General features: G+C 69.3%; 24 protein-coding genes. 12 read left to right on the forward strand and 12 right to left on the reverse strand.

Annotation, left to right across the window (positions count from 1 at the left end; translation table 11 throughout):
* The first annotated feature begins 192 nt into the window (after nucleotides 1-192).
* Together ACIRG6_RS18225 and ACIRG6_RS18230 are read left to right on the forward strand one after the other, a co-directional pair.
* Nucleotides 193-2,898 (forward strand): transglycosylase domain-containing protein, encoded by a 2,706-nt coding sequence (locus tag ACIRG6_RS18225; RefSeq protein ID WP_403323517.1) that lies wholly within the window; start codon nucleotides 193-195, stop codon nucleotides 2,896-2,898.
* Between the two features lie 130 nt (nucleotides 2,899-3,028).
* Entirely contained in the window at nucleotides 3,029-4,528 is a 1,500-nt protein-coding gene (locus ACIRG6_RS18230) for a glycosyltransferase family 87 protein (RefSeq protein WP_403323518.1), read from the forward strand.
* 123 nt (nucleotides 4,529-4,651) lie between these two features.
* Here the strand turns inward: ACIRG6_RS18230 and ACIRG6_RS18235 are convergent, their stop codons facing one another.
* The 3 genes from ACIRG6_RS18235 to ACIRG6_RS18245 all read right to left on the reverse strand — a co-directional run bounded on the left by ACIRG6_RS18235 (nucleotide 4,652) and on the right by ACIRG6_RS18245 (nucleotide 7,379).
* Nucleotides 4,652-5,683: an alanine racemase gene (locus ACIRG6_RS18235; protein WP_161166484.1), complete on the reverse strand. Its 1,032-nt coding sequence runs from the start codon at nucleotides 5,681-5,683 to the stop codon at nucleotides 4,652-4,654.
* A gap of 105 nt (nucleotides 5,684-5,788) precedes the next feature.
* Nucleotides 5,789-6,910 (reverse strand): peptidoglycan bridge formation glycyltransferase FemX, encoded by a 1,122-nt coding sequence (gene femX / locus ACIRG6_RS18240; protein ID WP_189230194.1) that lies wholly within the window; start codon nucleotides 6,908-6,910, stop codon nucleotides 5,789-5,791.
* 139 nt (nucleotides 6,911-7,049) lie between these two features.
* Nucleotides 7,050-7,379, reverse strand: a complete 330-nt coding sequence (locus ACIRG6_RS18245) for a hypothetical protein (RefSeq protein ID WP_364675373.1) — start codon at nucleotides 7,377-7,379, stop codon at nucleotides 7,050-7,052.
* Between the two features lie 279 nt (nucleotides 7,380-7,658).
* Here ACIRG6_RS18245 and rpsF point away from each other — a divergent pair, with 279 nt between their 5' ends.
* The 4 genes from rpsF (at nucleotide 7,659) to rplI (ending at nucleotide 9,358) form a co-directional block, all read left to right on the forward strand.
* On the forward strand, nucleotides 7,659-7,949 hold the full coding sequence (gene rpsF, locus ACIRG6_RS18250) for a 30S ribosomal protein S6 (protein ID WP_189230196.1): 291 nt from the start codon (nucleotides 7,659-7,661) through the stop codon (nucleotides 7,947-7,949).
* A gap of 77 nt (nucleotides 7,950-8,026) precedes the next feature.
* A complete protein-coding gene (locus ACIRG6_RS18255; protein ID WP_189230197.1) occupies nucleotides 8,027-8,614 on the forward strand; it encodes a single-stranded DNA-binding protein in 588 nt (195 codons plus the stop codon).
* A 42-nt stretch (nucleotides 8,615-8,656) separates the two neighbouring features.
* On the forward strand, nucleotides 8,657-8,893 hold the full coding sequence (gene rpsR, locus ACIRG6_RS18260) for a 30S ribosomal protein S18 (protein ID WP_003949403.1): 237 nt from the start codon (nucleotides 8,657-8,659) through the stop codon (nucleotides 8,891-8,893).
* An 18-nt stretch (nucleotides 8,894-8,911) separates the two neighbouring features.
* Nucleotides 8,912-9,358, forward strand: coding sequence for a 50S ribosomal protein L9 (gene rplI / locus ACIRG6_RS18265; RefSeq protein WP_239770891.1), 447 nt, complete (start codon nucleotides 8,912-8,914; stop codon nucleotides 9,356-9,358).
* A gap of 135 nt (nucleotides 9,359-9,493) precedes the next feature.
* On the opposite strand, the gene ACIRG6_RS18270 is transcribed toward rplI, so the two are convergent.
* Complete coding sequence (locus tag ACIRG6_RS18270) at nucleotides 9,494-10,831, reverse strand: MATE family efflux transporter (RefSeq protein ID WP_364675368.1); 1,338 nt, start codon at nucleotides 10,829-10,831, stop codon at nucleotides 9,494-9,496.
* Nucleotides 10,832-11,290: 459 nt separating this feature from the next.
* Between ACIRG6_RS18270 and dnaB the strand changes: the two genes are divergently transcribed.
* Both dnaB and ACIRG6_RS18280 read left to right on the forward strand, forming a co-directional pair.
* A complete protein-coding gene (dnaB, locus tag ACIRG6_RS18275) occupies nucleotides 11,291-12,772 on the forward strand; it encodes a replicative DNA helicase (RefSeq protein ID WP_403323522.1) in 1,482 nt (493 codons plus the stop codon).
* 58 nt (nucleotides 12,773-12,830) lie between these two features.
* On the forward strand, nucleotides 12,831-14,216 hold the full coding sequence (locus ACIRG6_RS18280) for a serine hydrolase domain-containing protein (RefSeq protein ID WP_364675365.1): 1,386 nt from the start codon (nucleotides 12,831-12,833) through the stop codon (nucleotides 14,214-14,216).
* A 67-nt stretch (nucleotides 14,217-14,283) separates the two neighbouring features.
* Here the strand turns inward: ACIRG6_RS18280 and ACIRG6_RS18285 are convergent, their stop codons facing one another.
* The 7 genes from ACIRG6_RS18285 to ACIRG6_RS18315 all read right to left on the reverse strand — a co-directional run bounded on the left by ACIRG6_RS18285 (nucleotide 14,284) and on the right by ACIRG6_RS18315 (nucleotide 19,711).
* Nucleotides 14,284-14,736 (reverse strand): GNAT family N-acetyltransferase, encoded by a 453-nt coding sequence (locus tag ACIRG6_RS18285; protein ID WP_318213557.1) that lies wholly within the window; start codon nucleotides 14,734-14,736, stop codon nucleotides 14,284-14,286.
* Nucleotides 14,737-14,976: 240 nt separating this feature from the next.
* Nucleotides 14,977-15,843 (reverse strand): GNAT family N-acetyltransferase, encoded by an 867-nt coding sequence (locus ACIRG6_RS18290; protein WP_364675359.1) that lies wholly within the window; start codon nucleotides 15,841-15,843, stop codon nucleotides 14,977-14,979.
* Nucleotides 15,844-15,986: 143 nt separating this feature from the next.
* The gene (locus ACIRG6_RS18295) at nucleotides 15,987-16,469 is read right to left on the reverse strand and encodes an NUDIX domain-containing protein (RefSeq protein WP_225634712.1); all 483 of its coding nucleotides are present in this window, start codon (nucleotides 16,467-16,469) and stop codon (nucleotides 15,987-15,989) included.
* 55 nt (nucleotides 16,470-16,524) lie between these two features.
* Complete coding sequence (locus ACIRG6_RS18300) at nucleotides 16,525-17,430, reverse strand: LysR family transcriptional regulator (protein ID WP_403323526.1); 906 nt, start codon at nucleotides 17,428-17,430, stop codon at nucleotides 16,525-16,527.
* A gap of 231 nt (nucleotides 17,431-17,661) precedes the next feature.
* The gene (locus ACIRG6_RS18305; RefSeq protein ID WP_350717039.1) at nucleotides 17,662-18,837 is read right to left on the reverse strand and encodes a cystathionine gamma-lyase; all 1,176 of its coding nucleotides are present in this window, start codon (nucleotides 18,835-18,837) and stop codon (nucleotides 17,662-17,664) included.
* On the reverse strand, nucleotides 18,834-19,328 hold the full coding sequence (locus tag ACIRG6_RS18310; protein WP_364675355.1) for a low molecular weight protein-tyrosine-phosphatase: 495 nt from the start codon (nucleotides 19,326-19,328) through the stop codon (nucleotides 18,834-18,836). The genes ACIRG6_RS18305 and ACIRG6_RS18310 overlap by 4 nt, the downstream gene beginning before the upstream one ends.
* Before the next feature lie 5 nt (nucleotides 19,329-19,333).
* Nucleotides 19,334-19,711, reverse strand: a complete 378-nt coding sequence (locus ACIRG6_RS18315) for a phage holin family protein (protein ID WP_239770905.1) — start codon at nucleotides 19,709-19,711, stop codon at nucleotides 19,334-19,336.
* A 59-nt stretch (nucleotides 19,712-19,770) separates the two neighbouring features.
* Here ACIRG6_RS18315 and ACIRG6_RS18320 point away from each other — a divergent pair, with 59 nt between their 5' ends.
* From ACIRG6_RS18320 to ACIRG6_RS18335, 4 genes are all read left to right on the forward strand, one after another.
* A complete protein-coding gene (locus tag ACIRG6_RS18320) occupies nucleotides 19,771-20,088 on the forward strand; it encodes a cupin domain-containing protein (RefSeq protein WP_364675352.1) in 318 nt (105 codons plus the stop codon).
* 177 nt (nucleotides 20,089-20,265) lie between these two features.
* Nucleotides 20,266-20,478 (forward strand): DUF5326 family protein, encoded by a 213-nt coding sequence (locus ACIRG6_RS18325; protein WP_189230210.1) that lies wholly within the window; start codon nucleotides 20,266-20,268, stop codon nucleotides 20,476-20,478.
* 309 nt (nucleotides 20,479-20,787) lie between these two features.
* Complete coding sequence (locus ACIRG6_RS18330) at nucleotides 20,788-21,531, forward strand: IclR family transcriptional regulator (protein ID WP_403323529.1); 744 nt, start codon at nucleotides 20,788-20,790, stop codon at nucleotides 21,529-21,531.
* A 99-nt stretch (nucleotides 21,532-21,630) separates the two neighbouring features.
* Complete coding sequence (locus ACIRG6_RS18335) at nucleotides 21,631-22,068, forward strand: SsgA family sporulation/cell division regulator (protein WP_364675346.1); 438 nt, start codon at nucleotides 21,631-21,633, stop codon at nucleotides 22,066-22,068.
* Nucleotides 22,069-22,179: 111 nt separating this feature from the next.
* On the opposite strand, the gene ACIRG6_RS18340 is transcribed toward ACIRG6_RS18335, so the two are convergent.
* Nucleotides 22,180-23,739 (reverse strand): YibE/F family protein, encoded by a 1,560-nt coding sequence (locus ACIRG6_RS18340; RefSeq protein ID WP_364675344.1) that lies wholly within the window; start codon nucleotides 23,737-23,739, stop codon nucleotides 22,180-22,182.
* Nucleotides 23,740-23,845 lie beyond the last annotated feature (106 nt).

Here is a 23,845-nt window from a genome sequence, read left to right on the forward strand (position 1 = left end):
CGGGGGTTTTGGGGATGCGTAGTCTGTGCGCCATGCAAACTGCCGGGAACCATGTGACGCGTGGGGGCGTCCTCGTCCCCGGTGCAGTACGGGTGAATGCGGTAGGGGCCGCATCCGTACTTCGGGGGGACCGGAAACCAGCCGCCTTTTCCAGGCGCGCAAAGGTGCGCCTGCCCGAGGAGTAGTCGTTCGATGAGCGAGCACCGTCGCAAACCGCCGCAGCCGCAGGGAGGCGGACGTGCCGCGGCCCGACGCGGCCAGTCCGGCTCGTCCTCCGGCCGCCGTGCGGCACCGCGAGGCGCCACAGGGTCTCCGTCCGGCTCGTACGGTCCGGAGGACGAGGAGCGCCCCTACGGGGGTCGTGCCGAGGCCCGGCGCGCGTCACAACGCAATGGAGGCGGTCGCCGCAGGGCGGCCGAGCCGGCCCGTGGCGGCCGGCGGGCAGGTGGCGCCGCCGCCGCGAGCGGCGCCGGCCGGGGCCGAGCGGCGGCTTCCGGAAAGAAGCGGATGATCGACTATCCGCGGGGCGACCGCGACGGCTGGCAGCGCTGGGTGCCGTCCTGGAAGCTCGTCTCGGGTCTGTGCATCGCGTTCTTCGGCGGTCTGGTGGCCGCCGCCGGCATCGCCTACGCCATGGTGGGCATCCCGGACGTCGCCAAGACGGCGACCGCGCAGAACAACGTGTACTACTGGTCCAACGGTGAAGTGATGGTCGCGACCGGCGGTGAGCGCAACCGTCAGGTGGTCAAGCTGTCGTCGATCCCGAAGGCGATGCAGAACGCCGTCATCTCCCAGGAGAACAGGACGTTCTACTCCGACAGCGGCATCGATCCCAAGGGCATCGCCCGCGCCGTGTTCAACATGGCCCGGGGCGGCGAGACGCAGGGTGGCTCCACCATCACCCAGCAGTACGTCAAGAACGCGATGCTGGAGGACCAGTCGCAGACGATCTCCCGGAAGGTCAAGGAGATCCTCGTCTCGGTCAAGGTGGGCGCCGAGGTCGACAAGGACGAGATCCTCGAGGGCTATCTGAACTCGGCCTACTACGGCCGCGGGGCCTACGGCATCCAGGCCGCGGCGCGGGCGTACTTCGACAAGGACGCCGTGGACCTGAACCCCGGCGAATGCGCTCTCCTGTCGGCCGTTCTCAAGGGTGCGACCTATTACGACCCCGCGGGTGCCACGTCGATCGACCCGGGTGCCACCCCGGAGGCCAACGGGAAGCGTGCCCTGAGGCAGATGCAGGACACCTTGGACAAGATGGTCGAGTACGGGCATCTGGACCAGGCGGAGCGGGGCAAGTACACCGAGCTCCCCAAGGTGCAGAACCCCCGGTCGAACACCCAGCTGGGCGGCCAGATCGGTTACCTCGTCGACCTCGCCAGGGCGTCCGTGATCAAGGATGGCATCGCGACACGAGACCAGCTGGACCAGGGCGGATACGAGATCCACACGACCTTCGACCAGAAGAAGGTCGAGGCTCTCGAAACCGCGGTCACGAAGGTCTACAAGGCGAACATCAAGCCTGACGAGCGTCCCAAGACCGACACTCACGTCCAGTTCGGCGGGGCGTCCGTGAATCCTGAGACGGGCGCCATCGAGGCCATCTACGGCGGTGCCGACGCGACCAAGCACTTCACCAACAACGCCGACGTGACCGGTGCACAGGTCGGTTCGACGTTCAAGCCGTTCGTGCTCGCGGCGGCGATGAAGTGGGGCGTGCGTGATCCCGACGGGCCCGAGGACCAGCCGCAGGACGAGCGCACCGTGGTTTCGCCGAAGAGCCTCTACAGCGGCCAGAACGACCTCAAGATCAAGAACTACAACGGGTCGATCTGGACGAACGAGAAGGGCGAGCAGTGGCGACAGGAGAACGACGGCAAGGACTCGCTCGGTGACCCGCCGGACTACAAGATCGATCTGCGCGAGGCCATGCGGGAGTCGGTGAACTCCGCCTATGTGCAGCTCGGCATGGACGTCGGTCTGGACAAGGTGAAGGAGGCCGCGGTCGCCGCAGGCCTCAAGTCGGAGAGCCTGACGGGCACGAACTACCCGTCGTTCTCCATCGGCGTCTCGGATCCCAGCGCGATCCGTATGGCGGGCTCGTACGCCACCTTCGCGGCCAGCGGGAAGCAGCGTGATCCCTTCTCCGTCACCAAGGTGGTGCACGGAGGCGAGACGATCCATACGCACCAGGGCACGACCGAGCAGGCCTTCACTGCGAAGGTCGCGGACAACGTCACGGACGTCCTGAAGACCGTCGTCGAGGACGGTACGGGGTCCAACGCCCAGCTGCCGGGCCGTGAGGTGGCGGGCAAGACCGGTACCACGGACGGCAACAAGTCCGCCTGGTTCGTCGGGTACACCCCGCAGCTGTCGACCGCGATCAGCATGTTCCGTTACCCGGACGACGAGTCCATCAAGAACCGCACGTTCCTGGAGATGTACGGAACGGGTGATCAGGACAAGATCCACGGTGCGTCGTTCCCGTCGGAGATCTGGCACGACTACATGGAACAGGCCCTGAAGGGCCAGCCGGCGAAGAAGTTCCCCACCCCGGAACCCATCGGTGAGGTCATCAACGACACCCCGCCGCCGAGCCCGACCCCCACGCCTTCCAAGACGGAGAAGTCGAGCCCGTCACCGAGTCCGACACCCAGCCAGACCCCGACCAGTCCCTCGCCCTCACCGACCGTCACCTGCGGTGTCTTCGACTGGAAATGCGAGAACGGCGATAACAGCGGCAACCAGAACGGCGGCAATGACACCGCCGGCGGGGACGGCGAGCCGTCGCCCTCACCCTCGGCCAGTGCGACGGACGGCACGGGTGACAGCGGCGGCAACGGCAACGGCAACGGAAACGGGCCAGGAGGCACCATCTGGGGTTCGAGCGGATAGCCGCCGACATGCCCGGCGTGCGTGTTTCACGTGAAACACGCGCTTGTTTCACGTGAAACAGGGGCCGCCGCACCCCTCAGGGTGCGGCGGCCCCGTCGCGTTCCCAGACATGTACGGCAGGATGTGCCCCATGCCCAGTGCAGAATCGACGCCAGCGCGCGTGCACGAACCGGATCGGGTGCCCCCGAGCAGGGAGGACGCGGTCGCAGCAGCAGGCAGTGAGCTGATCGGTGGTCCTCTCGGCCGGCGTGCCCTGCTCGGGACGTCCTGGTGGACGCCGGTGCGGGTGATCGCGCTCGTGGCGATCGGCATGTTCGCCCTCGGCCTGGTCCAGAAGGCGCCCTGCTACAACGGCGCCTGGTTCTTCGGTGCCAGCTCCCAGTACACGCATGCCTGCTACTCGGACATCCCGCACCTCTACCAGGCCCGTGGGTTCGTCGACGGGCTCGTGCCCTACTTCGACAAGCTCCCCGGCGACATGGAGTACCTCGAGTATCCGGTGCTGACCGGCGTGTTCATGGAGGTGGCGTCCTGGCTCACGCCGGGCAGCGGCACCATCCAGGACCAGGAACAGTGGTACTGGATGGTCAATGCCGGGATGCTCCTGGTGTGCGCGGCCGTCATCGCCGTCTGCGTCACCCGCATCCACACCAGGCGCCCCTGGGACGGTCTGCTGGTCGCACTGGCACCCGCCTTCGCGCTGACCGCGACCGTCAACTGGGACCTGCTGGCGGTCGCCCTGACGGTCGCGGCGATCCTGATGTGGTCGCGGGGGCGGGCACTGGCCTTCGGCGTGCTCCTGGGGCTGGCCACGGCCGCCAAGCTCTACCCCTTCCTCATCCTCGGCCCGTTGTTCGTGCTGTGCTGGCGTGCGGGCAAGTGGCGGGAGTTCGGAAAGGCTCTGGGGGGCGCGGCCGTCGCCTGGCTCGTGGTGAACCTGCCGGTGATGCTCTTCGCCTTCGACGGCTGGTCGAAGTTCTACACGTTCAGCCAGGAACGCGGCGTCGACTTCGGGTCCTTCTGGCTGATCATCGTCCGGAACACGGACGACCCGCCCAGCACCGAGACCGTCAACACGCTCGCCATGCTCCTGATGCTGCTGTGCTGCGGCGCCATCGCGGCACTCGCGCTGACGGCCCCGCGACGTCCGCGGTTCATCCAGCTCGCCTTCCTCATCGTCGCGGCGTTCATCCTCACCAACAAGGTCTACTCGCCGCAGTACGTCCTGTGGCTGGTGCCGCTCGCCGCGCTGGCCCGGCCGAAGTGGCGGGACTTCCTGATCTGGCAGGTGTGCGAGGTGGCCTACTTCCTGGGCATCTGGATGTACCTCGCCTACACCACCAGCGGAGACGCCCACAAGGGCCTGCCGACGGACGGCTATCACTGGGCCATCGGACTCCACCTGCTGGGGACGCTGTACCTGTGCGTCATGGTCGTCCGCGACATCCTCATGCCGGACCGGGACCCGGTCCGGCGGACCGGAGACGACGACCCTTCGGGCGGAGTGCTCGACGGCGCCGAGGACGTCTTCGTCCTCGGTCCCGCGGCGCGTTCGCCGCAGCACGCGGCTCACCTCGAAGGCCCCCGGGTGGAGTGGGGCTCGGGACGGCAGCCGGGTGGTTCGCTCTGAGCGAACCGGCGTCGGCGAGCAGCCCGACGACAGCCCTCCGGACACCGGGATGTGGGAAGGGCCGTACACGGGTAACCGTGCACGGCCCTTCGCCGGTCTCGGGGCTCTCGCTCCGCGCGATCCTCAGCGGTCGACGATGCGGTCGAACTGCGTGGTGGTGTGCCGCAGATGTGCCACCAGCTCGTCACCGACCGTCGGCTCCGGTGCGTCGGAGGGCACGAACAGGATCGACACCTGCATGTGCGGCGGTTCCGCGAACCAGCGCTGCTTGCCGCCCCAGACGAACGGCGACAGGTTCCGGTTGACCGTGGCCAGGCCCGCCCGGGCGACGCCCTTGGCGCGCGGCATGACACCGTGCAACGCCTTCGGCGCCTCCAGACCCACGCCGTGGGACGTACCGCCCGCCACGACCACCAGGAAGCCGTCCGAGGCCGCCTTCTGCTGCCGGTAGCCGAAGCGCTCCCCCTTGGCCACGCGGGTGACGTCCAGCACGGCACCGCGGTACTCGGTGGCCTCGTGGTCCCCCAGCCACAGCCGCGTCCCGATGCGCGCGCGGAACCTGGTCTGCGGGAACTGCTGCTGGAGGCGGGCGAGTTCGTCGGCCTTGAGGTGGCTGACGAACATCGTGTGCAGCGGCAGACGGGCCGCACGCAGCCGGTCCATCCACCCGATGACCTCCTCGACGGCGTCCGAGCCGTCGGTGCGGTCCAGCGGCAGATGGATGGCGAAGCCCTCCAGCCGGACGTTCTCTATGGCGGCGTGCAGCTGCGGCAGGTCCTGCTCGCTGATGCCGTGCCGCTTCATCGAGGACATCACCTCGATGACCACCCGCGCGCCGACCAGGCCGTACACGCCGTCGATGGAGGACACGGAGCGCACGACCCGGTCCGGCAGCGGCACCGGCTCCTCGCCGCGCCGGTACGGCGTCAGCACCAGCAGATCGCCGCCGAAGAAGTCCTTGATCCGGGCGGCCTCGTACGTCGTGCCCACGGCGAGGACATCGGAACCGAGGCGCGTGGCCTCCTCCGCCAGCCGCTCGTGCCCGAAGCCGTAGCCGTTGCCCTTGCAGACCGGGACGAGCCCGGGGAACTGCTCCTGCACGTGCTTGTGGTGCGCCCGCCAGCGCGCGGTGTCGACGTAGAGCGTGAGCGCCATGGCCGGACCTGGAACCTTTCTCGTGGCTGCGGTGTGTCAGTGGTGAGGGAAACTCGTCGGAGCTGTGAAAGCCTCTCCCGACGCTACTGGAGCGGGGAGCGTGGGTCAGCGGCGCGACATGTAGATGTCGAGCGCCTTGTGCAGCAGCTTGTTCAGCGGGAAGTCCCACTCTCCGAGGTACTCGGCCGCCTGCCCGCCCGTGCCGACCTTGAACTGGATCAGACCGAAGAGGTGGTCGCTCTCGTCCAGGGAGTCGGAGATGCCGCGCAGGTCGTAGACGGTGGCCCCGAGGGCGTAGGCGTCGCGCAGCATCGCCCACTGCATCGCGTTCGAGGGCCGGACCTCGCGGCCGATGTTGTCGGAGGCGCCGTAGGAGTACCAGACGTGCCCGCCGACGACCAGCATCGTCGCCGCCGACAGGTTCACCCCGTTGTGGCGGGCGAAGTACAGCCGCATGCGGTTGGGGTCCTCGTTGTTGAGGGCCGCCCACATGCGCTGGAAGTAGGACAGCGGGCGCGGCCGGAAGTGGTCGCGCACCGCCGTGATCTCGTACAGGCGCTGCCACTCCTCCAGGTCGTGGTAACCGCCCTGGACGACCTCGACGCCGGCCTTCTCGGCCTTCTTGATGTTGCGGCGCCACAGCTGGTTGAAGTTCTTGTGGACCTCTTCCAGGGACCGGTTGGCCAGCGGCACCTGGAAGACGTAGCGGGGCTGCACGTCACCGAAGCCGGCCCCGCCGTCCTCGCCCTGCTGCCAGCCCATGCGGCGCAGCTTGTCGGCCACCTCGAAGGCGCGCGGCTCGATGTGATCGGCCTCTATGTCGCGCAGCCGCTTGACGTCGGGGTCCTGGATGCCCTTCTTGATCGACGCGGCGTCCCAGCGCCGGATGATCACCGGCGGGCCCATCTTCACGGAGAAGGCGCCCTGCTGCTTCAGGTGCGCCAGCATGGGCTCCATCCACTCCTGGAGATTCGGCGCGAACCAGTTGATGACCGGGCCCTCGGGGAGGTACGCGAGGTAACGCTTGATCTTGGGCAGCTGCCGGTACAGCACAAGGCCCGCACCGACCAGCTGACCGGTCCGGTCGTCGAACCACCCGAGGTTCTCCGAGCGCCATTCCGCCTTTACGTCCGCCCAGGCCGGGACCTGCATGTGACTCGCCGCCGGCAGGCTCTGGATGTAGGCCAGATGCTGCTCGCGGCTGATGGTCCTCAGGGTCAGGCTCATTCGGGGCGCTCCTCGGGCTGGTGTGTCCCCATGGGTACAGGGGCTCCGGCTCTCGCGCGAAGCCTACTGCGCCCTGTGAGCGCCCCGTCCGGCGTACCGGCCGGACCGCGCCGTCCCGAGGGCCGGCGCGGTCCGTGGGTCAGCCGCCGACGAACCCGCCGAAGGAGCCGAACAGCCCGCCGTGGGCCATGCCGAAGTAGAGGCCGATCGCGGAGGCGCCGATCCCCAGCACCAGGCCGAAACGCTCTCGGGTCGTCTCGGAGATGAACTGGCCATATCCACCGATCAGGACACCGGCCAGCCCGGCCCAGGAGGTCACGAGGTGAAGCCCGGGAAAGCCCGCGGTCACGAGGGAGAGCACTCCGAGCACCAGGGTCACGGCCATCAGCGTGTCCTGGAGCGGGTGCGGTTTGCCGTCGGTGGCCAGCAGGCCGGTCCTGGGTTTGGCGGGTCGCATGATCTGTGCCATGGAGAACCTCCAGCCGAAGGCAGTCTGTCTTCGCCCTGCACTTCCGATGTGTACAGATTGCGTCCCCTCACGGGCGGATTTCAACCGCAAGCCGCCGGCCGGGTACTCTGTACCTTCTGCACTGGTGTCTGCTGCCGGCCCCCGGCCGGGCCACCTCCTCGGAGGAGACCCGATTGTCAGTGGGTCCTGCTTTACTCGCTGATGCCGGTGCACAACGCATCGCAACCCTCCTGCCACGGAACGACCGTGGCCGTTGAGTCCAAAGGAGGTGGGTTCCACATGCGTCACTACGAGGTGATGGTCATCCTCGACCCCGATCTCGAGGAGCGCGCTGTCTCCCCGCTGATCGAGAACTTCCTCTCTGTCGTCCGTGACGGCGGCGGAAAGGTCGAGAAGGTCGACACCTGGGGCCGTCGTCGTCTCTCGTACGAGATCAAGAAGAAGCCCGAGGGCATCTACTCGGTCATCGACCTGCAGGCCGAGCCTGCGGTCGTCAAGGAGCTCGACCGCCAGATGAACCTGAACGAGTCGGTCCTCCGGACCAAGGTCCTCCGTCCCGAGACCCGCTGAGCCCTTCCGCTCAGCAGATCCCGGGATTCGAGTAGCTCCACAAGCAGCCAGCAGCAAACCCGCCGAGAGGTTCCCCCATGGCAGGCGAGACCGTCATCACGGTCATCGGCAATCTTGTCGACGACCCCGAGCTGCGCTTCACCCCGTCCGGTGCGGCCGTCGCGAAGTTCCGTGTCGCGTCGACCCCCCGCACCTTCGACCGTCAGACGAACGAGTGGAAGGACGGCGAAAGCCTCTTCCTGACCTGCTCGGTCTGGCGCCAGGCGGCGGAGAACGTCGCCGAGTCGCTCCAGCGAGGCATGCGCGTCATCGTGCAGGGCCGGCTGAAGCAGCGGTCCTACGAGGACCGTGAGGGCGTCAAGCGCACGGTCTACGAGCTGGACGTCGACGAAGTCGGCGCCAGCCTCCGCAGCGCCACGGCCAAGGTCACCAAGACCTCGGGCCAGGGTCGCGGCGGCCAGGGCGGTTACGGCGGCGGTGGCGGCCAGGGTGGCGGCGGCTGGGGCGGCGGCCCCGGCGGCGGCCAGCAGGGCGGCGGCGCGCCCGCCGACGACCCCTGGGCCACGGGCGCTCCCGCCGGTGGCAACCAGGGCGGCGGCGGTGGCGGCGGCTGGGGCGGTGGCTCCGGCAGCGGTGGCGGCTACTCGGACGAGCCCCCCTTCTAGGCGGGCTCTACCCACACTTCTTGATCACACAGGAGAAACATCATGGCTAAGCCGCCTGTGCGCAAGCCGAAGAAGAAGGTCTGCGCTTTCTGCAAGGACAAGGTCACGTACGTGGACTACAAGGACACGAACATGCTGCGGAAGTTCATTTCCGACCGCGGCAAGATCCGTGCCCGCCGCGTGACCGGCAACTGCACGCAGCACCAGCGTGACGTCGCCACGGCCGTCAAGAACAGCCGTGAGATGGCGCTGCTGCCCTACACGTCCACCGCGCGATAAGGGAAGGGTGACCGACTAATGAAGATCATCCTCACCCACGAGGTCTCCGGCCTCGGCGCCGCGGGCGACGTCGTCGACGTCAAGGACGGCTACGCTCGTAACTACCTGATCCCGCGGAAGTTCGCGATCCGCTGGACCAAGGGTGGCGAGAAGGACGTCGAGCAGATCCGTCGTGCTCGCAAGATCCACGAGATCCAGACCATCGAGCAGGCCAACCAGGTGAAGGCCCAGCTCGAGGGTGTGAAGGTCCGTCTGGCCGTCCGCTCCGGCGACGCCGGTCGTCTCTTCGGTTCCGTCACCCCGGCCGACGTCGCCTCGGCGATCAAGGCTGCCGGTGGCCCCGACGTCGACAAGCGCCGCATCGAGCTGGGCTCGCCGATCAAGACCCTGGGCGCCCACGCGACGTCCGTGCGTCTGCACCCCGAGGTTGCCGCCACGGTCAACATCGAGGTTGTTTCCGCCTGAGCCTGGCTCTCGCTGAAGCGATGAGATGGGGCCGCACTCCCGGTCGGGAGTGCGGCCCCATTGTCATGGCAGCCGATGCGCTGGGCTCGTGGGGCCGCATGCTTCACGTGAAACCGCGTGTTTCACGTGAAACGGTCAGCGCGTCGCGCCGGTGACGACCCAATGGCCCGAGCGCGTACGCCACCACAGCGTCAGCATGCGCATTGTCATCATCAACGTCATGGCCCCCCACAGTGCAGTGAGCCCGCCGCCGAGCGTCGGGACGAGAAGCGCAGCAGGAGTGAAGACCGCCAGGGTGAGAAGCATCGCCCAGGCGAGGTACGGACCGTCTCCCGCGCCCATCAGGACACCGTCCAGGACGAAGACCACGCCGCAGATCGGCTGGGAGAGGGCCACGATCACCAGAGCGGGCAGTGCGGCGTCCTTGACGGAGGAGTCACCGGTGAACAGGGGCAGGAACGCCGGCCGGGCCAGCACCACGAGCAGCCCGAGGAGGAATCCGACCGCGATGCCCCACTCGACCATCCTGCGGCAGGCTTCCCGGGCACCCCGCGTGTCGCCCGCGCCCAGGTAGCGCCCGATGATGGCCTGCCCGGCGATGGCGATCGCGTCGAGGGCGAAGGCCAGCAGGCTCCACAAGGACAGGATGATCTGATGGGCCGCGATGTCGGCGTCCCCGAGACGAGCCGCCACGGCTGTGGCGATCATGAGGATCGCGCGCAGGGAGAGGGTGCGAACGAGCAGCGGCACCCCGGCCTGTGCCGAGGCCCTGATGCCGGCGGCGTCCGGGCGCAGGGACGCACCGTGTCGGCGTGCTCCGCGGACGACCACCCAGAGGTACACCGCGGCCATGCCGAGCTGGGCGATGACGGTGCCCCAGGCGGAGCCCGCGATGCCGAGGCCGGCGCCGTAGACGAGGCCGACATTGAGAACGGCGTTGGCGACGAAGCCCGCGACGGCCACGTAGAGCGGGGTCCGGGTGTCCTGCAGTCCCCGCAGGACGCCGGTCGAGGCTAGTACGACGAGCATGGCCGGGATGCCGAGCGAGGATATCCGCAGATAGGTGACGGCATACGGGGCGGCGGTGTCGGAGGCGCCGAAGAGGTCGACCAGGGACGGGGCCGTGGGCAGGACGACGGCTATGACGGCGGCACCGAGCAGCAGCGCCAGCCAGATGCCGTCCATGCCCTGCCGGATGGCGGACTGCAGATCGCCCGCCCCGACGCGCCGGGCGACGGCCGCGGTGGTGGCGTAGGCGAGGAAGACGAAGACGCTGACGGCTGTGGTCAGCAGGGCCGAGGCGATGCCGAGTCCGGCGAGTTGTGCCGTACCGAGATGGCCGACGATGGCGCTGTCGGCCATGACGAAGAGGGGCTCGGCGACGAGCGCGCCGAAGGCCGGGACGGCCAGCGCGACGATCTCTCGGTCGTGCCGGCGTCGGGCAGTGCGGGAGCGCGCGGGGGCCTGTGTCATGAGCACCAATCTAATCGTCCACAGGTAAGAGATGCAAAGCTTTATGACCCCTTACTTATGCTCTCGTCCGGTGTGCTCTTGTGTACGGTTGGAAGTGATCTTGATCCGACTGGGAAAGTTTTTCTTCTGCACAGCCCGTGGATGGTGAAGTCGCAGGTCAAGAGGGTGCTTGTGGTCACAGAGAGGGCTTGTTCACAGGGCTGTCCACCGGGTCGTGCACAGCTTTCGAGGAGTTGTCCACAGCATCTGGCCAGTCGTCCACATGGCCTGTGGATAACCAGATTGGCTGACGGTGCCCGCGGGCCTACGGTGGTCCGGCGCCTGCTCCGTCCGACGGCTTGTGAACCCTCACAAACCCGACGCTTCAGAACCGGAGTTGGGCGTCTTATTTGTCAGTGCCGTGCCGTAGACATGACGGGCACGGCGAGGTCCGCTCGGCGGACGGGAGGAGGTGGCTCGGTGAGTATTTCCGAGCCCTTGGACGACCCGTGGGCCGACAGCGGTCCCAGCGATCGTCTGCCTGCTTCCCGCCGTCGAGGTGACAGTCCCAGGACCCGTGACGACCAGCACGAGCGCGGCCGGGACAACGGTGCGTGGGACGGTGCGGGACCCTCCGCTTTCGAGCGGGTGCCTCCGCAGGACCTGGAGGCCGAGCAGTCCGTCCTCGGCGGCATGCTGCTGTCCAAGGACGCCATCGCGGACGTCGTCGAGATCCTCAAGGGCCACGACTTCTACAAGCCGGCCCACGAGACGATCTACCAGGCGATCCTCGACATCTATGCCAAGGGGGAGCCGGCCGACCCCATCACGATCGCCGCCGAGCTCACGAAGCGCGGTGAGATCAACAAGGTCGGCGGTGCCTCGTATCTGCACACGCTCGTCCAGACCGTGCCCACGGCCGCGAACGCCGCCTACTACGCGGAGATCGTGCACGAGCGTGCCGTCCTGCGCCGCCTGGTGGAGGCCGGTACCCGGATCACGCAGATGGGATACGCGGCCGACGACGACGTGGACGAGATCGTCAACCGTGCCCAGGCCGAGATCTACGCCGTCACCGAGCAGCGCACCAGCGAGGACTACCTGCCGCTCGGCGACATCATGGAGGGCGCGCTCGACGAGATCGAGGCGATCGGGTCGCGCAGCGGCGAGATGACCGGTGTGCCCACGGGATTCACCGACTTCGACTCGCTCACCAACGGCCTGCACCCCGGCCAGATGATCGTCATCGCCGCCCGTCCCGCGATGGGCAAGTCGACGCTTGCGCTGGACTTCGCGCGGGCCGCCTCGATCAAGAACAATCTGCCGAGCGTCATCTTCTCGCTCGAAATGGGACGCAACGAGATCGCGATGCGTCTGCTGTCCGCCGAGGCCCGCGTCGCTCTGCACCACATGCGCTCCGGCACGATGACGGACGACGACTGGACGCGTCTGGCCCGCCGGATGCCGGACGTCTCGGCCGCGCCGCTGTACATCGACGACTCCCCGAACCTGTCGATGATGGAGATCCGTGCCAAGTGCCGTCGGCTCAAGCAGCGCAACGATCTCAAGCTGGTGGTCATCGACTACCTCCAGCTGATGCAGTCGGGCGGGTCCAAGCGTGCGGAGAGTCGTCAGCAGGAGGTCTCGGACATGTCCCGTAACCTCAAGCTCCTGGCCAAGGAGCTGGAGATCCCCGTCATCGCGCTTTCCCAGCTGAACCGTGGTCCCGAGCAGCGCACCGACAAGAAACCGATGGTGTCCGACCTGCGTGAGTCCGGCTCCATCGAGCAGGACGCCGACATGGTGATCCTGCTGCACCGCGAGGACGCCTACGAGAAGGAGTCGCCGCGCGCGGGCGAGGCGGACCTGATCGTGGCCAAGCACCGAAACGGTCCGACGGCGACCATCACGGTCGCCTTCCAGGGCCACTACTCGCGTTTCGTGGACATGGCGCAGACCTGACCCGTGGGCCAGGGGAAAACGGCTCGACGCGGGGGGCGCGGCCCGGTGGACTGGGGGCATGACGACACCTGAGGAAGAGCTGCTTCCCGCCACTCGCCGCGCGCTGCTGCACCGGATCGCCGTCGCCCAGGCCGAAGGGCGGACACCGTCGCTCGTCGCTGCGGTGGTGCGGGGCGGACGGACCGTGTGGCACGGGGCGCGGACGTCGGTCGACGGGCACGGGCCGGACGAGAACGTGCAGTACCGGATCGGCTCGATCACCAAGACCTTCACCGCCGTTCTGGTCCTGCGGCTGCGTGACGAGGGCGTGCTCGACCTCGGAGACCGGCTGGAGCAGCACCTGCCGGGCACGGGAGCGGGGGAGGCCACCATCGCGGGACTCCTCGCGCACACCGGTGGGCTGGCCGCTGAGTCTCCTGCGCCGTGGTGGGAACGGACTCCCGGCTCCCTGCGCCCCGAGCTGGCCGATGTGCTGGGCAAGCAGCCTCTTCTGCATCCGGTGGGCCGTCGGCACCACTACTCGAACCCCGGTTACACCCTGCTCGGCGCGCTGGTCGAGCGACTGCGCGGAGCGCCGTGGGAGGACGTGCTGCGGCGGGAGATCCTGGAGCCGCTTGGACTGGACCGTACGACCACGCGTCCGCAGGCACCTCACGCCGGCGGCTGGGCGGTGCATCCGTGGGCCGACGTGATGCTGCCGGAGCCCGTCGAGGACCTTGGACGGATGGCTCCGGCCGGTCAGCTCTGGTCCACCACCGGGGACCTGGCACGGTTCGCCGCCTTCTTGGCGAACGGCGACGACAAGGTGCTGAGCGCCGAGACGGTACGGGAGATGCGGACGCCCGCGGCGCCGGCCGAGGCCGCGGATGTCGCGGACGGTGTGACGTACGGACTGGGGCTGCAGATCCAGTACCGGAACGGACGGCTGCTCGTCGGCCACTCCGGCTCCCTGCCGGGCTTTCTGGCCAACCTCACCATCGGCGTCGAGGACGACGTGGCGGCGGTCGTGCTGACCAACTGCACCTCCGGGCCGTTGACGGCCGGGGTGGGCGCCGACCTCGTACGGATCGTCGCGGAGGCCGAGCCGCGGATCCCGGAGCCGTGGCGGCCGTTCCCGGACGTCGACGCCTCCGTGCTGGAACTGGCCGGGCCCTGGTACTGGGGGACCCATGCCTTCGCGCTGCGGCTGACATCCGCTGGGGGAGTCTCGCTGGAGCCGCTGTCGGGCCAGGGCCGCCGCTCGCGCTTCCGGGCGAACGGCGACGGCACCTGGACGGGGCTGGAGGGCTACTACGCCGGTGAACTGCTGCGGGCCGTGCGGCGCCCGGACGGGACCGTGAGCCATCTGGATCTCGGGTCGTTCGTCTTCACGCGCCGGCCCTATGACGAAGGGGCCTCCGTGCCGGGAGGCGTGGACCCGGAAGGGTGGCGCGGAATCGGCTAGACGTCGCCGACGGTCGAGGCACGCGCTGTTTCACGTGAAACAGCTCGCCGATCCCGGGCGCACCACATCAGAGCTCGAGCTTGAAGCCCGTGTGCGAGGCCGAGAAACCGAGGCGTTCGTAGAAGCGGTGGGCGTCCGCGCGGGTCTTGTCGGAGGTGAGCTGGACCAGGTGACATCCCTGCCGACGGGACTCGGCGACGGCCCATTCGATGAGCTGGGTGCCCAGGCCGCCGCCCCGCTCGTCGGCGTGGATACGTACGCCTTCGATGATCGAGCGGGTCGCACCGCGCCGGGAGAGCCCGGGGACGATGGTCAGCTGGAGCGTGCCCACGACGCGGCCCTCGCGGACGGCGACGACCAGGTGCTGGTGGGGATCGGTACGGAGCCGTTCGAAGGCGGCGAGGTAGGGACTCAGGTCGTCCGGTGACTCGCGCCGGGCGCCCAGGGGGTCGTCGGCGAGCATCGCGACGACCGCGGGGATGTCGTCCTCGGTGGTACGGCGTATTTCAAGATCTCCCATGCCCGCACCCTACGCAGGGAGAGCCGGCGCGGACACGGTCCGCGCCGGTTTTGGTCATGCGGGCACCCGGTGCCTTGAACGTCTTCACCGCGCGGACCTGGGAGCCAGTTCGGGGGCTCCCGGCCGGCTGATCGGCGCGATCGGGGCCGGTGGCGGGGCGCCGGAGCAGGAGGCACCCCTTGGCCACAGCCGCAGTGGACGCCCGCGCCTGACGGCCCGCGCCGCCGTGCGGCGCAGAGGTCAGCCCGCCGCCACGGTCAGGGGAGCGAACCGCCGGCTCGGATCCCCGGGCAGCTCCGTGATCCCGTACGTCATGACCGCGTTCGTGGCCACCGAGGCGAGCCCGCGCTCGTTCGCCCAGGCCAGCAGCTCTTCGTGCCGTACGTCGATGTCGGTGCGCAGCGGCCGGTCGGTGCCGGCGGCGAGAGAGGTGACGAGGGCCTTGGCCGTCTCGGTGTCGCGGGCGATCAGCGGGCCCACCACGTGGGTGTCCATGTTGGGCCAGGCGGCGGCGTAGCCGATGAGCCGGCCCGCCTCCTCGGCCACGCGCAGCTGGTCGGCGAAGGCAGGCAGGCGCGTGATGATGTGGGTGCGGTCGGTGCCGAAGACCTCCTCGTCGAGCCGGAGGATGGCGGTGAGGTCCTCCGCGGTGGCCGCCCGTGTGGCGATCCCCGGCTCGGACCCGCCCGGGGTGAAGCGCCCCCGCAGCATCTCCGCCCGGCCCGTGCGCTTGAAGCCGAGCTCCTCGTAGAGCGGGCGGCCGTTCGCGGTCGCGTGCAGCGTCAGGGGGGTGGTGCCCTGCGCCGAGAGCACGTGGCGCATCAGCCGGCGTCCCACGCCCTGGCGGGCATGTCGTTCGGCGACCAGCACCATGCCGATGGCCGCGAGGGACGGCCGCTCGACCGGCCCGTACTCGGTGACGGTGCAGGCGCTGACGAGACCGCCATCGGGGTCGTCGATGCCGTAGCCCTGCCCGGCGGTGAGAAGGAAGCCCCACTTGTGTTCTTCGCGTGGCCACCCCCGGTCCTCGGACAAGTCGGCGCAGGCGGTGAGATCGCGAAGCGTCAGACGGCGGATCGGCAGAGAGGAGAGGGAAGGAGTCACCACGCAGGTCAGGCTGGCCGACAAGAGCCGTCCGCGTCCACCTCTTTGCGGTGGGACGCATGACCTTTTGGCCATGTCATGGCAGAGCGTACGGCGCCGCGGCACCTGATGGACGTCTCGCGTTCCGCGGGCCGGTGCCGTGGACGTCAGCCGAGATCAGGGGCGTGCATCGCGCGCACCCCCTCGATGTTGCCGTCCAGATAGTGCCGCAACGACAGTGGTACGAGGTGGACGGAGGCGATGCCGACCCGGGTGAACGGCACCCGGACGATCTCGTACTCACCGGCGGGCTCGTCGATCTCGGGACCGTGCCGCAGGGCCGGATCCATGGATTCCAGGTGGCAGACGAAGAAGTGCTGCACCTTCACACCGGTCGCCCCACCGTCCTCACCGATGTGCTCCACGGTGTCCACGAAGCAGGGGACCACGTCGGTGATCTTGGCGCCCAGCTCCTCGTACACCTCGCGATGCAGGGCGTCGACAACAGTCGTGTCCTCCGGCTCGACCCCGCCTCCGGGAGTGACCCAGTAGGGATCGACACCGGGCTTGGTGCGCTTGATCAGGATCAGGTCGCCGCCGTCCAGGAGGACGGCGCGGGCGGTGCGCTTGACCACGGGTCGGACGGTCATGGGAGAAATGTGGCCCGGCTGGTTCCACGTGAAACATCGTGGCGAGCACTGCTGCTCAGTTCCAGTCCCCCGCCGCGCGCAGCAGCCATTCATGGGCCCGGGCGATGTGCGGCATCGCCAGGGTGCCGGTGCGCACCACCAGGAAGTACGTCCTCAGCGGTGGCACCGCCGGATCGTGCAGGGCGACGACGTCCCCGCGTGCCAGAGCATCCGCGCACAGGTAGCGGGGCAGCACCGCGAGCCCGGCGCCCGCGATCACGCACGTGAGCACCGCGCGCAGGTCGGGAACGACGACGGTGCCCGGGGCGGCCGGGCAGGTGTCGAAGACGGATGCCCAGTACCGGGTGACGAGGGGCAGCGACTCGTGCACCTCGACGACGGGCACGTGCGCCAGGTCCGGTGCCGAGGTGCGGTGGAGCTCCCCGGCGCCGGTCTGCGCGGCCCAGCGGGGCGCGGCGACCAGGACGTGCTCCTCGTCGCAGAGCGGAGTCGCCGTGAGCAGGGCGCCGCGCGGCCGGGCGGTGCCGATGGCCAGATCATGATGTCCGGCGGCCAGTCCCTCCAGCGCTTCCTCGGCGTTTCCGAAGGTGGCGCGCAGCGCGAAGCCCTGTCCGTCCTTGCCGGTGAGCTCCGTGAGCGCGGGCAGCGCCCGCTCGGCGGTGAACTCGGGCGGCCCGGCAAGGTGCAGCGTCCGTACCGGGGAGTCGTCGTCGACCCCCGTCTCGGCGATCTCCACCAGGGCGTCGAGGTGCGGGGCGGCCTTGTGGGCGAGCTCGTCGCCGATGGTCGTCGGGGTCACGCCACGGGCCTGCCGCAGGAACAAGGGCCGGCCGAGCTGCCGCTCCAGGGTCCGGATCTGTGAGGTGACGGCGGGCTGGGAGAGGCCGAGCAGGGCGGCGGCGCGCGTGAAGGAACCGGCCCGGTGCACGGTCACGAACGTGCGCAGCAAGGCCAGATCCACGAAAGACCTCCCCCTTCTCAGCCGTTCCCGACGCCCCCGGCCGCGCTCAACTATAAATATGTCGATAGGTCGCTGTCGCTACTGTGATTGGACACTGACACTGAGTCAACTAGCCTTGGTCGCGCGGTTCTTCGCGCGCAGAACCGAAAGGACGGTCCGAGCCACGAGGGGGGAGGCTCGGACCGTCCGTGGTGTCCGGCCGGACACCGTCCGGCGGTTGCGCGGCGCGGCTCAGTCCGCCGACCGCTCCAGCGCGCTCAGCAGATCCGCCACCAGGTCCTCCGGATCCTCCGCACCGACCGAGAGGCGGATGAAGCCCTCCGGTACCGCGTCGCCGCCCCAGCGCCCGCGCCGCTCGGCCGTGGACCGCACCCCGCCGAAGCTCGTCGCGTCGTCCACGAGCCGCAGGGCGTCGAGAAAACGATCGGCACGCGCGCGCGAGGGCAGCGTGAAGGAGACGACGCACCCGTAGCGCCGCATCTGCCGCGAGGCGACCTCGTGCGAGGGGTCGTCGCGCAGCCCCGGATACCGCAGACCGGTCACCTCGGGCCGCTCCCGCAGGGCTTCGGCCACCTTCAACGCGGTGGCGTTCTGCCGGTCGACGCGCAGCTGGAGGGTGGCGATCGAACGGTGCGCGAGCCAGGCCTCCATGGGCCCGGGGATCGCGCCGACGATCTTGCGCCAGCGCCGTACGGAGGCCATGGCCTCGGCGTCGCGGCCGGTGACGTATCCCAGCAGGATGTCGCCGTGGCCGGTCAGCTGCTTGGTCCCACTGGCGACGGAGAAGTCGGCGCCGAGCTCCAGCGGGCGCTGTCCGAGCGGCGTGGCGAGCGTGTTGTCGACGGCGACCAGGGCGCCGCGCGCGTGTGCCGCCTCGACGAGCCGCCGGACGTCGCACACGTCGAGGCCGGGGTTCGAGGGCGTCTCGATCCACAGCAGCTTGGCCCCGTCCAGGAGGCCCAGCTGGGCGTCGCCGCCGGTCGGCGCGGTGCGCACCTCGATGCCGTACGTCTCCAGCTGGGCACGGACCAGCGGCAGCGCCTGATAGCCGTCGTCGGGCAGCACGGCCACGTCACCGGCGCGCAGCTGCGAGAAGAGCACCGAGGAGATCGCGGCCATGCCCGAGGCGAACACGAGCGTCTCGGCGTCGTCCCGCCCGGGTGCCTCCAGCTCACCGATGGCGCGCTCGAGGTGGGTCCAGGTGGGGTTCTCGTCGCGGCCGTAGGTGTACGGGCCGGTGGGGTCGCCCGGGAGGTGGAAGTGCGCGGCGAACACGGGGCCGGGCAGCGTCGGCTCGTGCTTCAGCGGTTCGGGCAGCCCGGCGCGCACCGCGCGCGTGCCGTCACCGGCGCCGGCGGACGCGTCCGGGCCCGGCGCTCCCCCGTGTTCGACAGCGGAATCGTTCATGCCGCCCGTCCCTTCATGTGCTCACGTACCGCGGCGAGCAGTCCGTTGCTCGCCGCCTCCACCATCTCAAGGCATTCCTCGAAGCCCTCAGCACCCCCGTAGTAGGGATCCGGTACGTCGAGGTCCCCGCCCTCGGCAGCGGGGTCGTACGACCGCAGCAGCCGTACCTTGGCCGCGTCCCGCTCCGTGGGCGCGAGCCGTCGCAGCACCCTGAGGTGGCCCGCGTCGAGGGCGACGACGAGGTCGAGGTGTGCGAACCAGGACGGCTGGAAGCGGCGGGCCGTGTGGTCGAGGCCGTAGCCGTTCTCCGCCAGGACGGCCATGGTGCGCGGGTCGGCGCCCTCGCCCTCGTGCCATCCGTCGGTGCCGGCGCTGTCGACCTCGACGAGGTCCTCGAGCCCGGCCTCCGCCACGCGCGCGTGGAATACGGCCTCGGCCATCGGGGAGCGGCAGATGTTTCCCGTGCACACGAAGCAGACGCGGTAGGTCACGGGGCTCAGTCCTTGTCGGGCAGGAAGGCGTTGAGGGCCCAGGACACGACCGAGATGATCAGGCCGCCCAGGACGGCGGTCCAGAAGCCTTCGACGTGGAAGCTCAGGTCGAGCTTGTCGGCCACCCACGACGTGAGCAACAGCATGAGCGCGTTGACCACCAGCGTGAACAGGCCGAGGGTGAGGATGAACAGCGGGAAGGTCAGCACCTGCACGATCGGCTTCACCAGCATGTTCACCAGCCCGAACACCAGGGCGACCACGATCAGCGTGGCGGCCTTCTCACCGGTGCTGCCCCCGGTCAGGGTGATCTTGTCGAGCAGCCACACGGCGACGGCGAGGGCGCCCGCGTTGGCGACCGTCTTGACTAGGAAATTCTTCATGTGTCTGATCGTGGCAGACACGATCGGAAACGAACGGTGAGGCAGGGGCGGACGAGGCGATGAAGGCATTCCGGCTGGACGAACTGGAGGCGGAGCGCGCCGCCAACGACGGCGCCTATCTGCAGTTCCTGCGCGAGCGGAACATGTCGGTCGGTCTGTACGCGCTCGACGCGGGCACGGCGGACCCGCAGAAGCCGCACGAGCAGGACGAGGTGTACTTCGTGGTCAGTGGCCGCGCCTCGATCACCGTGGGTCTGGAGACCACCCAGATCGCCCGCGGCAGCGTGGTGTACGTGCCGGCCGGAGTCGCCCACAAGTTCCACCACATCAGCGAGGACCTGAGGGTGCTCGTGGTGTTCTCTCCGCCCGAGAGCTGAGCCACGCCCCCGGGGTTCCCTAGGGGATCGGTCAGGGGGAGACAAGGGGTACGAGGGCCCTGCCGGGGCCCTCACGGCCCTAGCATCGAGTGCAGGACATCAGGAGATTCCCAGCGGGATCCCGGGGCCGTCCAAGGACCCGGCACTCGAACGGGCGGAGAGGTAAGGACGAGGGCGATGCGAGAGATCTTCACGGGACTGCCGTGGTGGGTGAAGTGGATCGCGGTGCCGGTCATCGCCCTGGTCGTGTTCGGCGGGCTGATCGCCAGTGTGGTCGGCTTCGTGATCGGACTGCTGTTCAAGTTGCTGCTCTTCGTGGCGCTCGTCGGCGGACTGATCTACGTCGTACGCAAGTTCATGACGAGTTCCTCGTCCCGCAGCGACTGGTGAGAGCCGTGGGGCACCGGTGGCGGTAACAGGAATCACCGGTTCCCTCGCGCGAGGGAAGTTTCCCGGACGGGCCGTCGGCACGCGGTGACCGGCGGTTAGAGTCCGGAACTCCACGCGGGGGCGACCCCGCGAGCGGCGTACACCCCACCCGTGTTTCCCCGCACGGGCTGCCTCCTCGCGTTCCGGGAGTGACCCTTGGCCACGGCTGACACCGCATTCGTACCGCCGCACGCACTGCCCGTGCAGCCTCGTTCGGCGCCCCGGACACCCCCCGCCCCCGCCGCGCCGCCGTCCACGGATCCGCCCGCGATGACCCTCATCGGCTCGGTACAGCGCGCGATGCGCCTCCTGGAGCGCGTCGCGGAGCACGAGTACGGCGCTCCCGCCAAGCAGTTGGCCCGTGAGACGAAACTGGCGCTGCCCACGGCGTACCACCTGCTGCGCACCCTCGTGCACGAGGGATATCTGCGCCGTGACAAGGGCCTGTTCTTCCTCGGGGAGGCGGCCGAGCGGCTGGGCAGCAGCGGGGCCGAGCAGAAACGTCGCAGCACGGTCGTCGACGCGCTGGCGCACTGCCGCGACGCGATCGGCGTTCCCGTCTACTACGCCATGTACCGCGACGGCGAGATCGAGATCATGTGCGTCTCCGACACCCCGGGCAATCCCGCGGTGGAGGAGTGGGCGGACTTCCGCGAGACCGGGCACGCGCATGCCATCGGCCAGTGCCTGCTGTCGCAGCTGGACGAGGAAGCCCGCCGCGATCACCTCGACCGCTATCCGGTGAGCCCCGTGACGCCGTACACGGTGCGTGACGGAGCCAGCCTGATGAAACGACTGGAACGTACGCGCCGGATGACGCCGGTGACCGAACGCCAGGAGTACGCCCTGGGGACGGTCTGTGCGGCGATCCCGATCACCATCGGCACCACGGCCGCCACGATGGCCCTCTCCCTGCCCGCACACCAGGCCGATCGGCTGCTGACCGCGGCACAGCGTCTGCAGAACGAAATGGGCCGGCTCGTGGGGTCACTCGCGCTCTCTATCAGTATCTGAAAACTCACTCCTTGTGATCTGGTGTGTACGTTAAGCAAGATGCCACCAGTGTTAGAGGTTTGATTCCCGGACAGGCGACGGCGAATGACGGGGCAGGCGATGGGCGAGTCCGTACAGGCAGAGGTCATGATGAGCTTTCTCGTGTCCGAGGAGCTCTCTTTCCGTATCCCGGTGGAGCTGCGCTACCAGACCTGTGATCCCTACGCGGTGCGGCTGACCTTCCATCTGCCTGGCGATGCCCCGGTGACCTGGGCCTTCGGCCGGGAGCTGCTGGTCGACGGGGTGGGCACGCCGTGCGGCGACGGTGACGTGCGCATCGCACCCGTCGACCCGGGGCCGCTGGCCGAGGTGCTGATCCGTCTCCAGGTCGGCACCGACCAGGCGCTGTTCCGTTCCTCGGCGGCGCCGCTCGTGGCGTTCCTCGACCGGACCGACAAGCTGGTGCCGCTGGGACAGGAAGGCGCGCTCGCCGACTTCGACGCACACCTCGACGAGGCGCTTGACCGCATCCTGGCCGAGGAGCAGAGCGCGGGCTGAACCGTTACGGCGGTCATGGACGGTGGCGTAACGCTTCGTCAGGCTGCCCACCTCTGCAGGAACGGTTCTTCAGGTGAGGGCCCGCGGTGCCGTGGGGGCGCCCCGGGCGGGTCAGCGCTTGCGGCGCCGGCCCCGCCCGCCACGCGCCGGCGCCGGCCCCGCACCCGGTGCCGCACCGGCGTCCCGCGCGGCCGGGTGCCCTGCCGGACGGTCGGCCGAGACGACCAGGGCCGCGAGGGCGGTCGTGACCGGCACGGATGCCACCAGGCCGATCGAGCCCACCAGCGTGCGCACGATCTCCTCCGCGACCAGCTCGCTGTTGGCGACCGTCCCCACGCTGCTCTGCGCGATCGAGAACAGCAGCAGCAGCGGCAGCGCGGCGCCCGCGTAGGCGAGGACGAGCGTGTTGACGACGGAGGCGATGTGGTCGCGGCCGATGCGGATGCCCGCGCGGTACAGGCCGCGCCAGCCCATCGTCGGGTTGGCCTCGTGCAACTCCCAGACCGCCGACGTCTGGGTGACCGTCACGTCGTCGAGGACACCGAGCGAACCGATGATGACGCCGGCGAGCAGCAGACCGCTCATGTCGATCGACGGATACAGGCCGTGGATCAGACCGGTGTTGTCGTCGGTGTTGCCGGTGAGCGCGGCCCAGCCGATGAACAGCGACCCCAGGACGCCGATCAGCAGCAGCGAGACCAGGGTTCCGAGCACCGCCACGGAGGTTCGCGCCGACAGCCCGTGGCACAGATACAGCGCGATCAGCATGATGGCGCTGGACCCGATCACCGCCACGAGCAGCGGGTTCGAGCCCTGCAGGATGGCGGGCAGGATGAAGAAGTTCAGCAGCAGGAAGCTGATGGCCAGCGAGACCAGGGCCATCAGACCCCGCAGCCGGCCGACGACCACGACGGCGAGCGCGAAGATGCCGGCGAGCAGGGCCATCGGGAACCCGCGGTCGATGTCGGTCACCGAGTACTGCAGGTCCTTCGGCGCGGAGGGCTCGTAGGCGACCACCACCTTCTGGCCCTCGTGCAACTGACGTGTCTGGTCCGGCTGCACGATCTCGGTGAAGGTGCGGCCCTTGTCCTTGCCGGTGTCGACGCGGATCGTCGCCCGCTTGCAGTCGCCGTTCTCCTGTTGCACCGCGGAGGAGCCCTCGGCGGTGGAGGTGTCCCCCGTCGGGGGGACGCCGGAGGCGTTGACGGACTTGCAGCTCAGTCTGTCCACCTCGGTGACGGTGGCTTGCTGCGTCTGCCGGTCGAAGCCGACGCCGGTGCGCTCGTGCGGTGGCGCGCCGCCCGGCCAGAGCACGGCGAGCCCGACCACCACCGCCGCGGCGAACGGGATGAGGACCGCCGCGATGACTTTTCGCAGATGCCGTGAGACGGGCGCCGCGGGTCCGTGACCGTGCGAGTGCCCGTGCCCGCCACCGTGCCCGCCGCTGCCGGTGTGCTCACCGCCGGGTCCGTGCGCTGCCTCGATACCCGGTCCGTAGCCGGGGTCGTGGCTGTCGACGCCAGACGCGTGTCCGTGACCCGCCTCATGTCTCCCGCCCGCACCGTACGGGCCCGCGGGGGCCTGGCCTTCCGCACGCCCGTCGCCTGCTTGCGCGCCCGGGCCGCGGCGGGGTTCGTGCGGCGGGTAGGGAGGGTGCTGGGTCGTGGTCACCGACCGATCATCGCAAGAACGAGGGGGGCCCTCTGTTCACCGCGCCCGAATTGACGCTAGCGTGGGGGCACCTTTGTACACGCGGGAGCTCGGAGCACCGGGCTGA

This window comes from Streptomyces flaveolus (assembly GCF_044765825.1).
In the GTDB taxonomy this organism is placed as follows: domain Bacteria; phylum Actinomycetota; class Actinomycetes; order Streptomycetales; family Streptomycetaceae; genus Streptomyces; species Streptomyces flaveolus.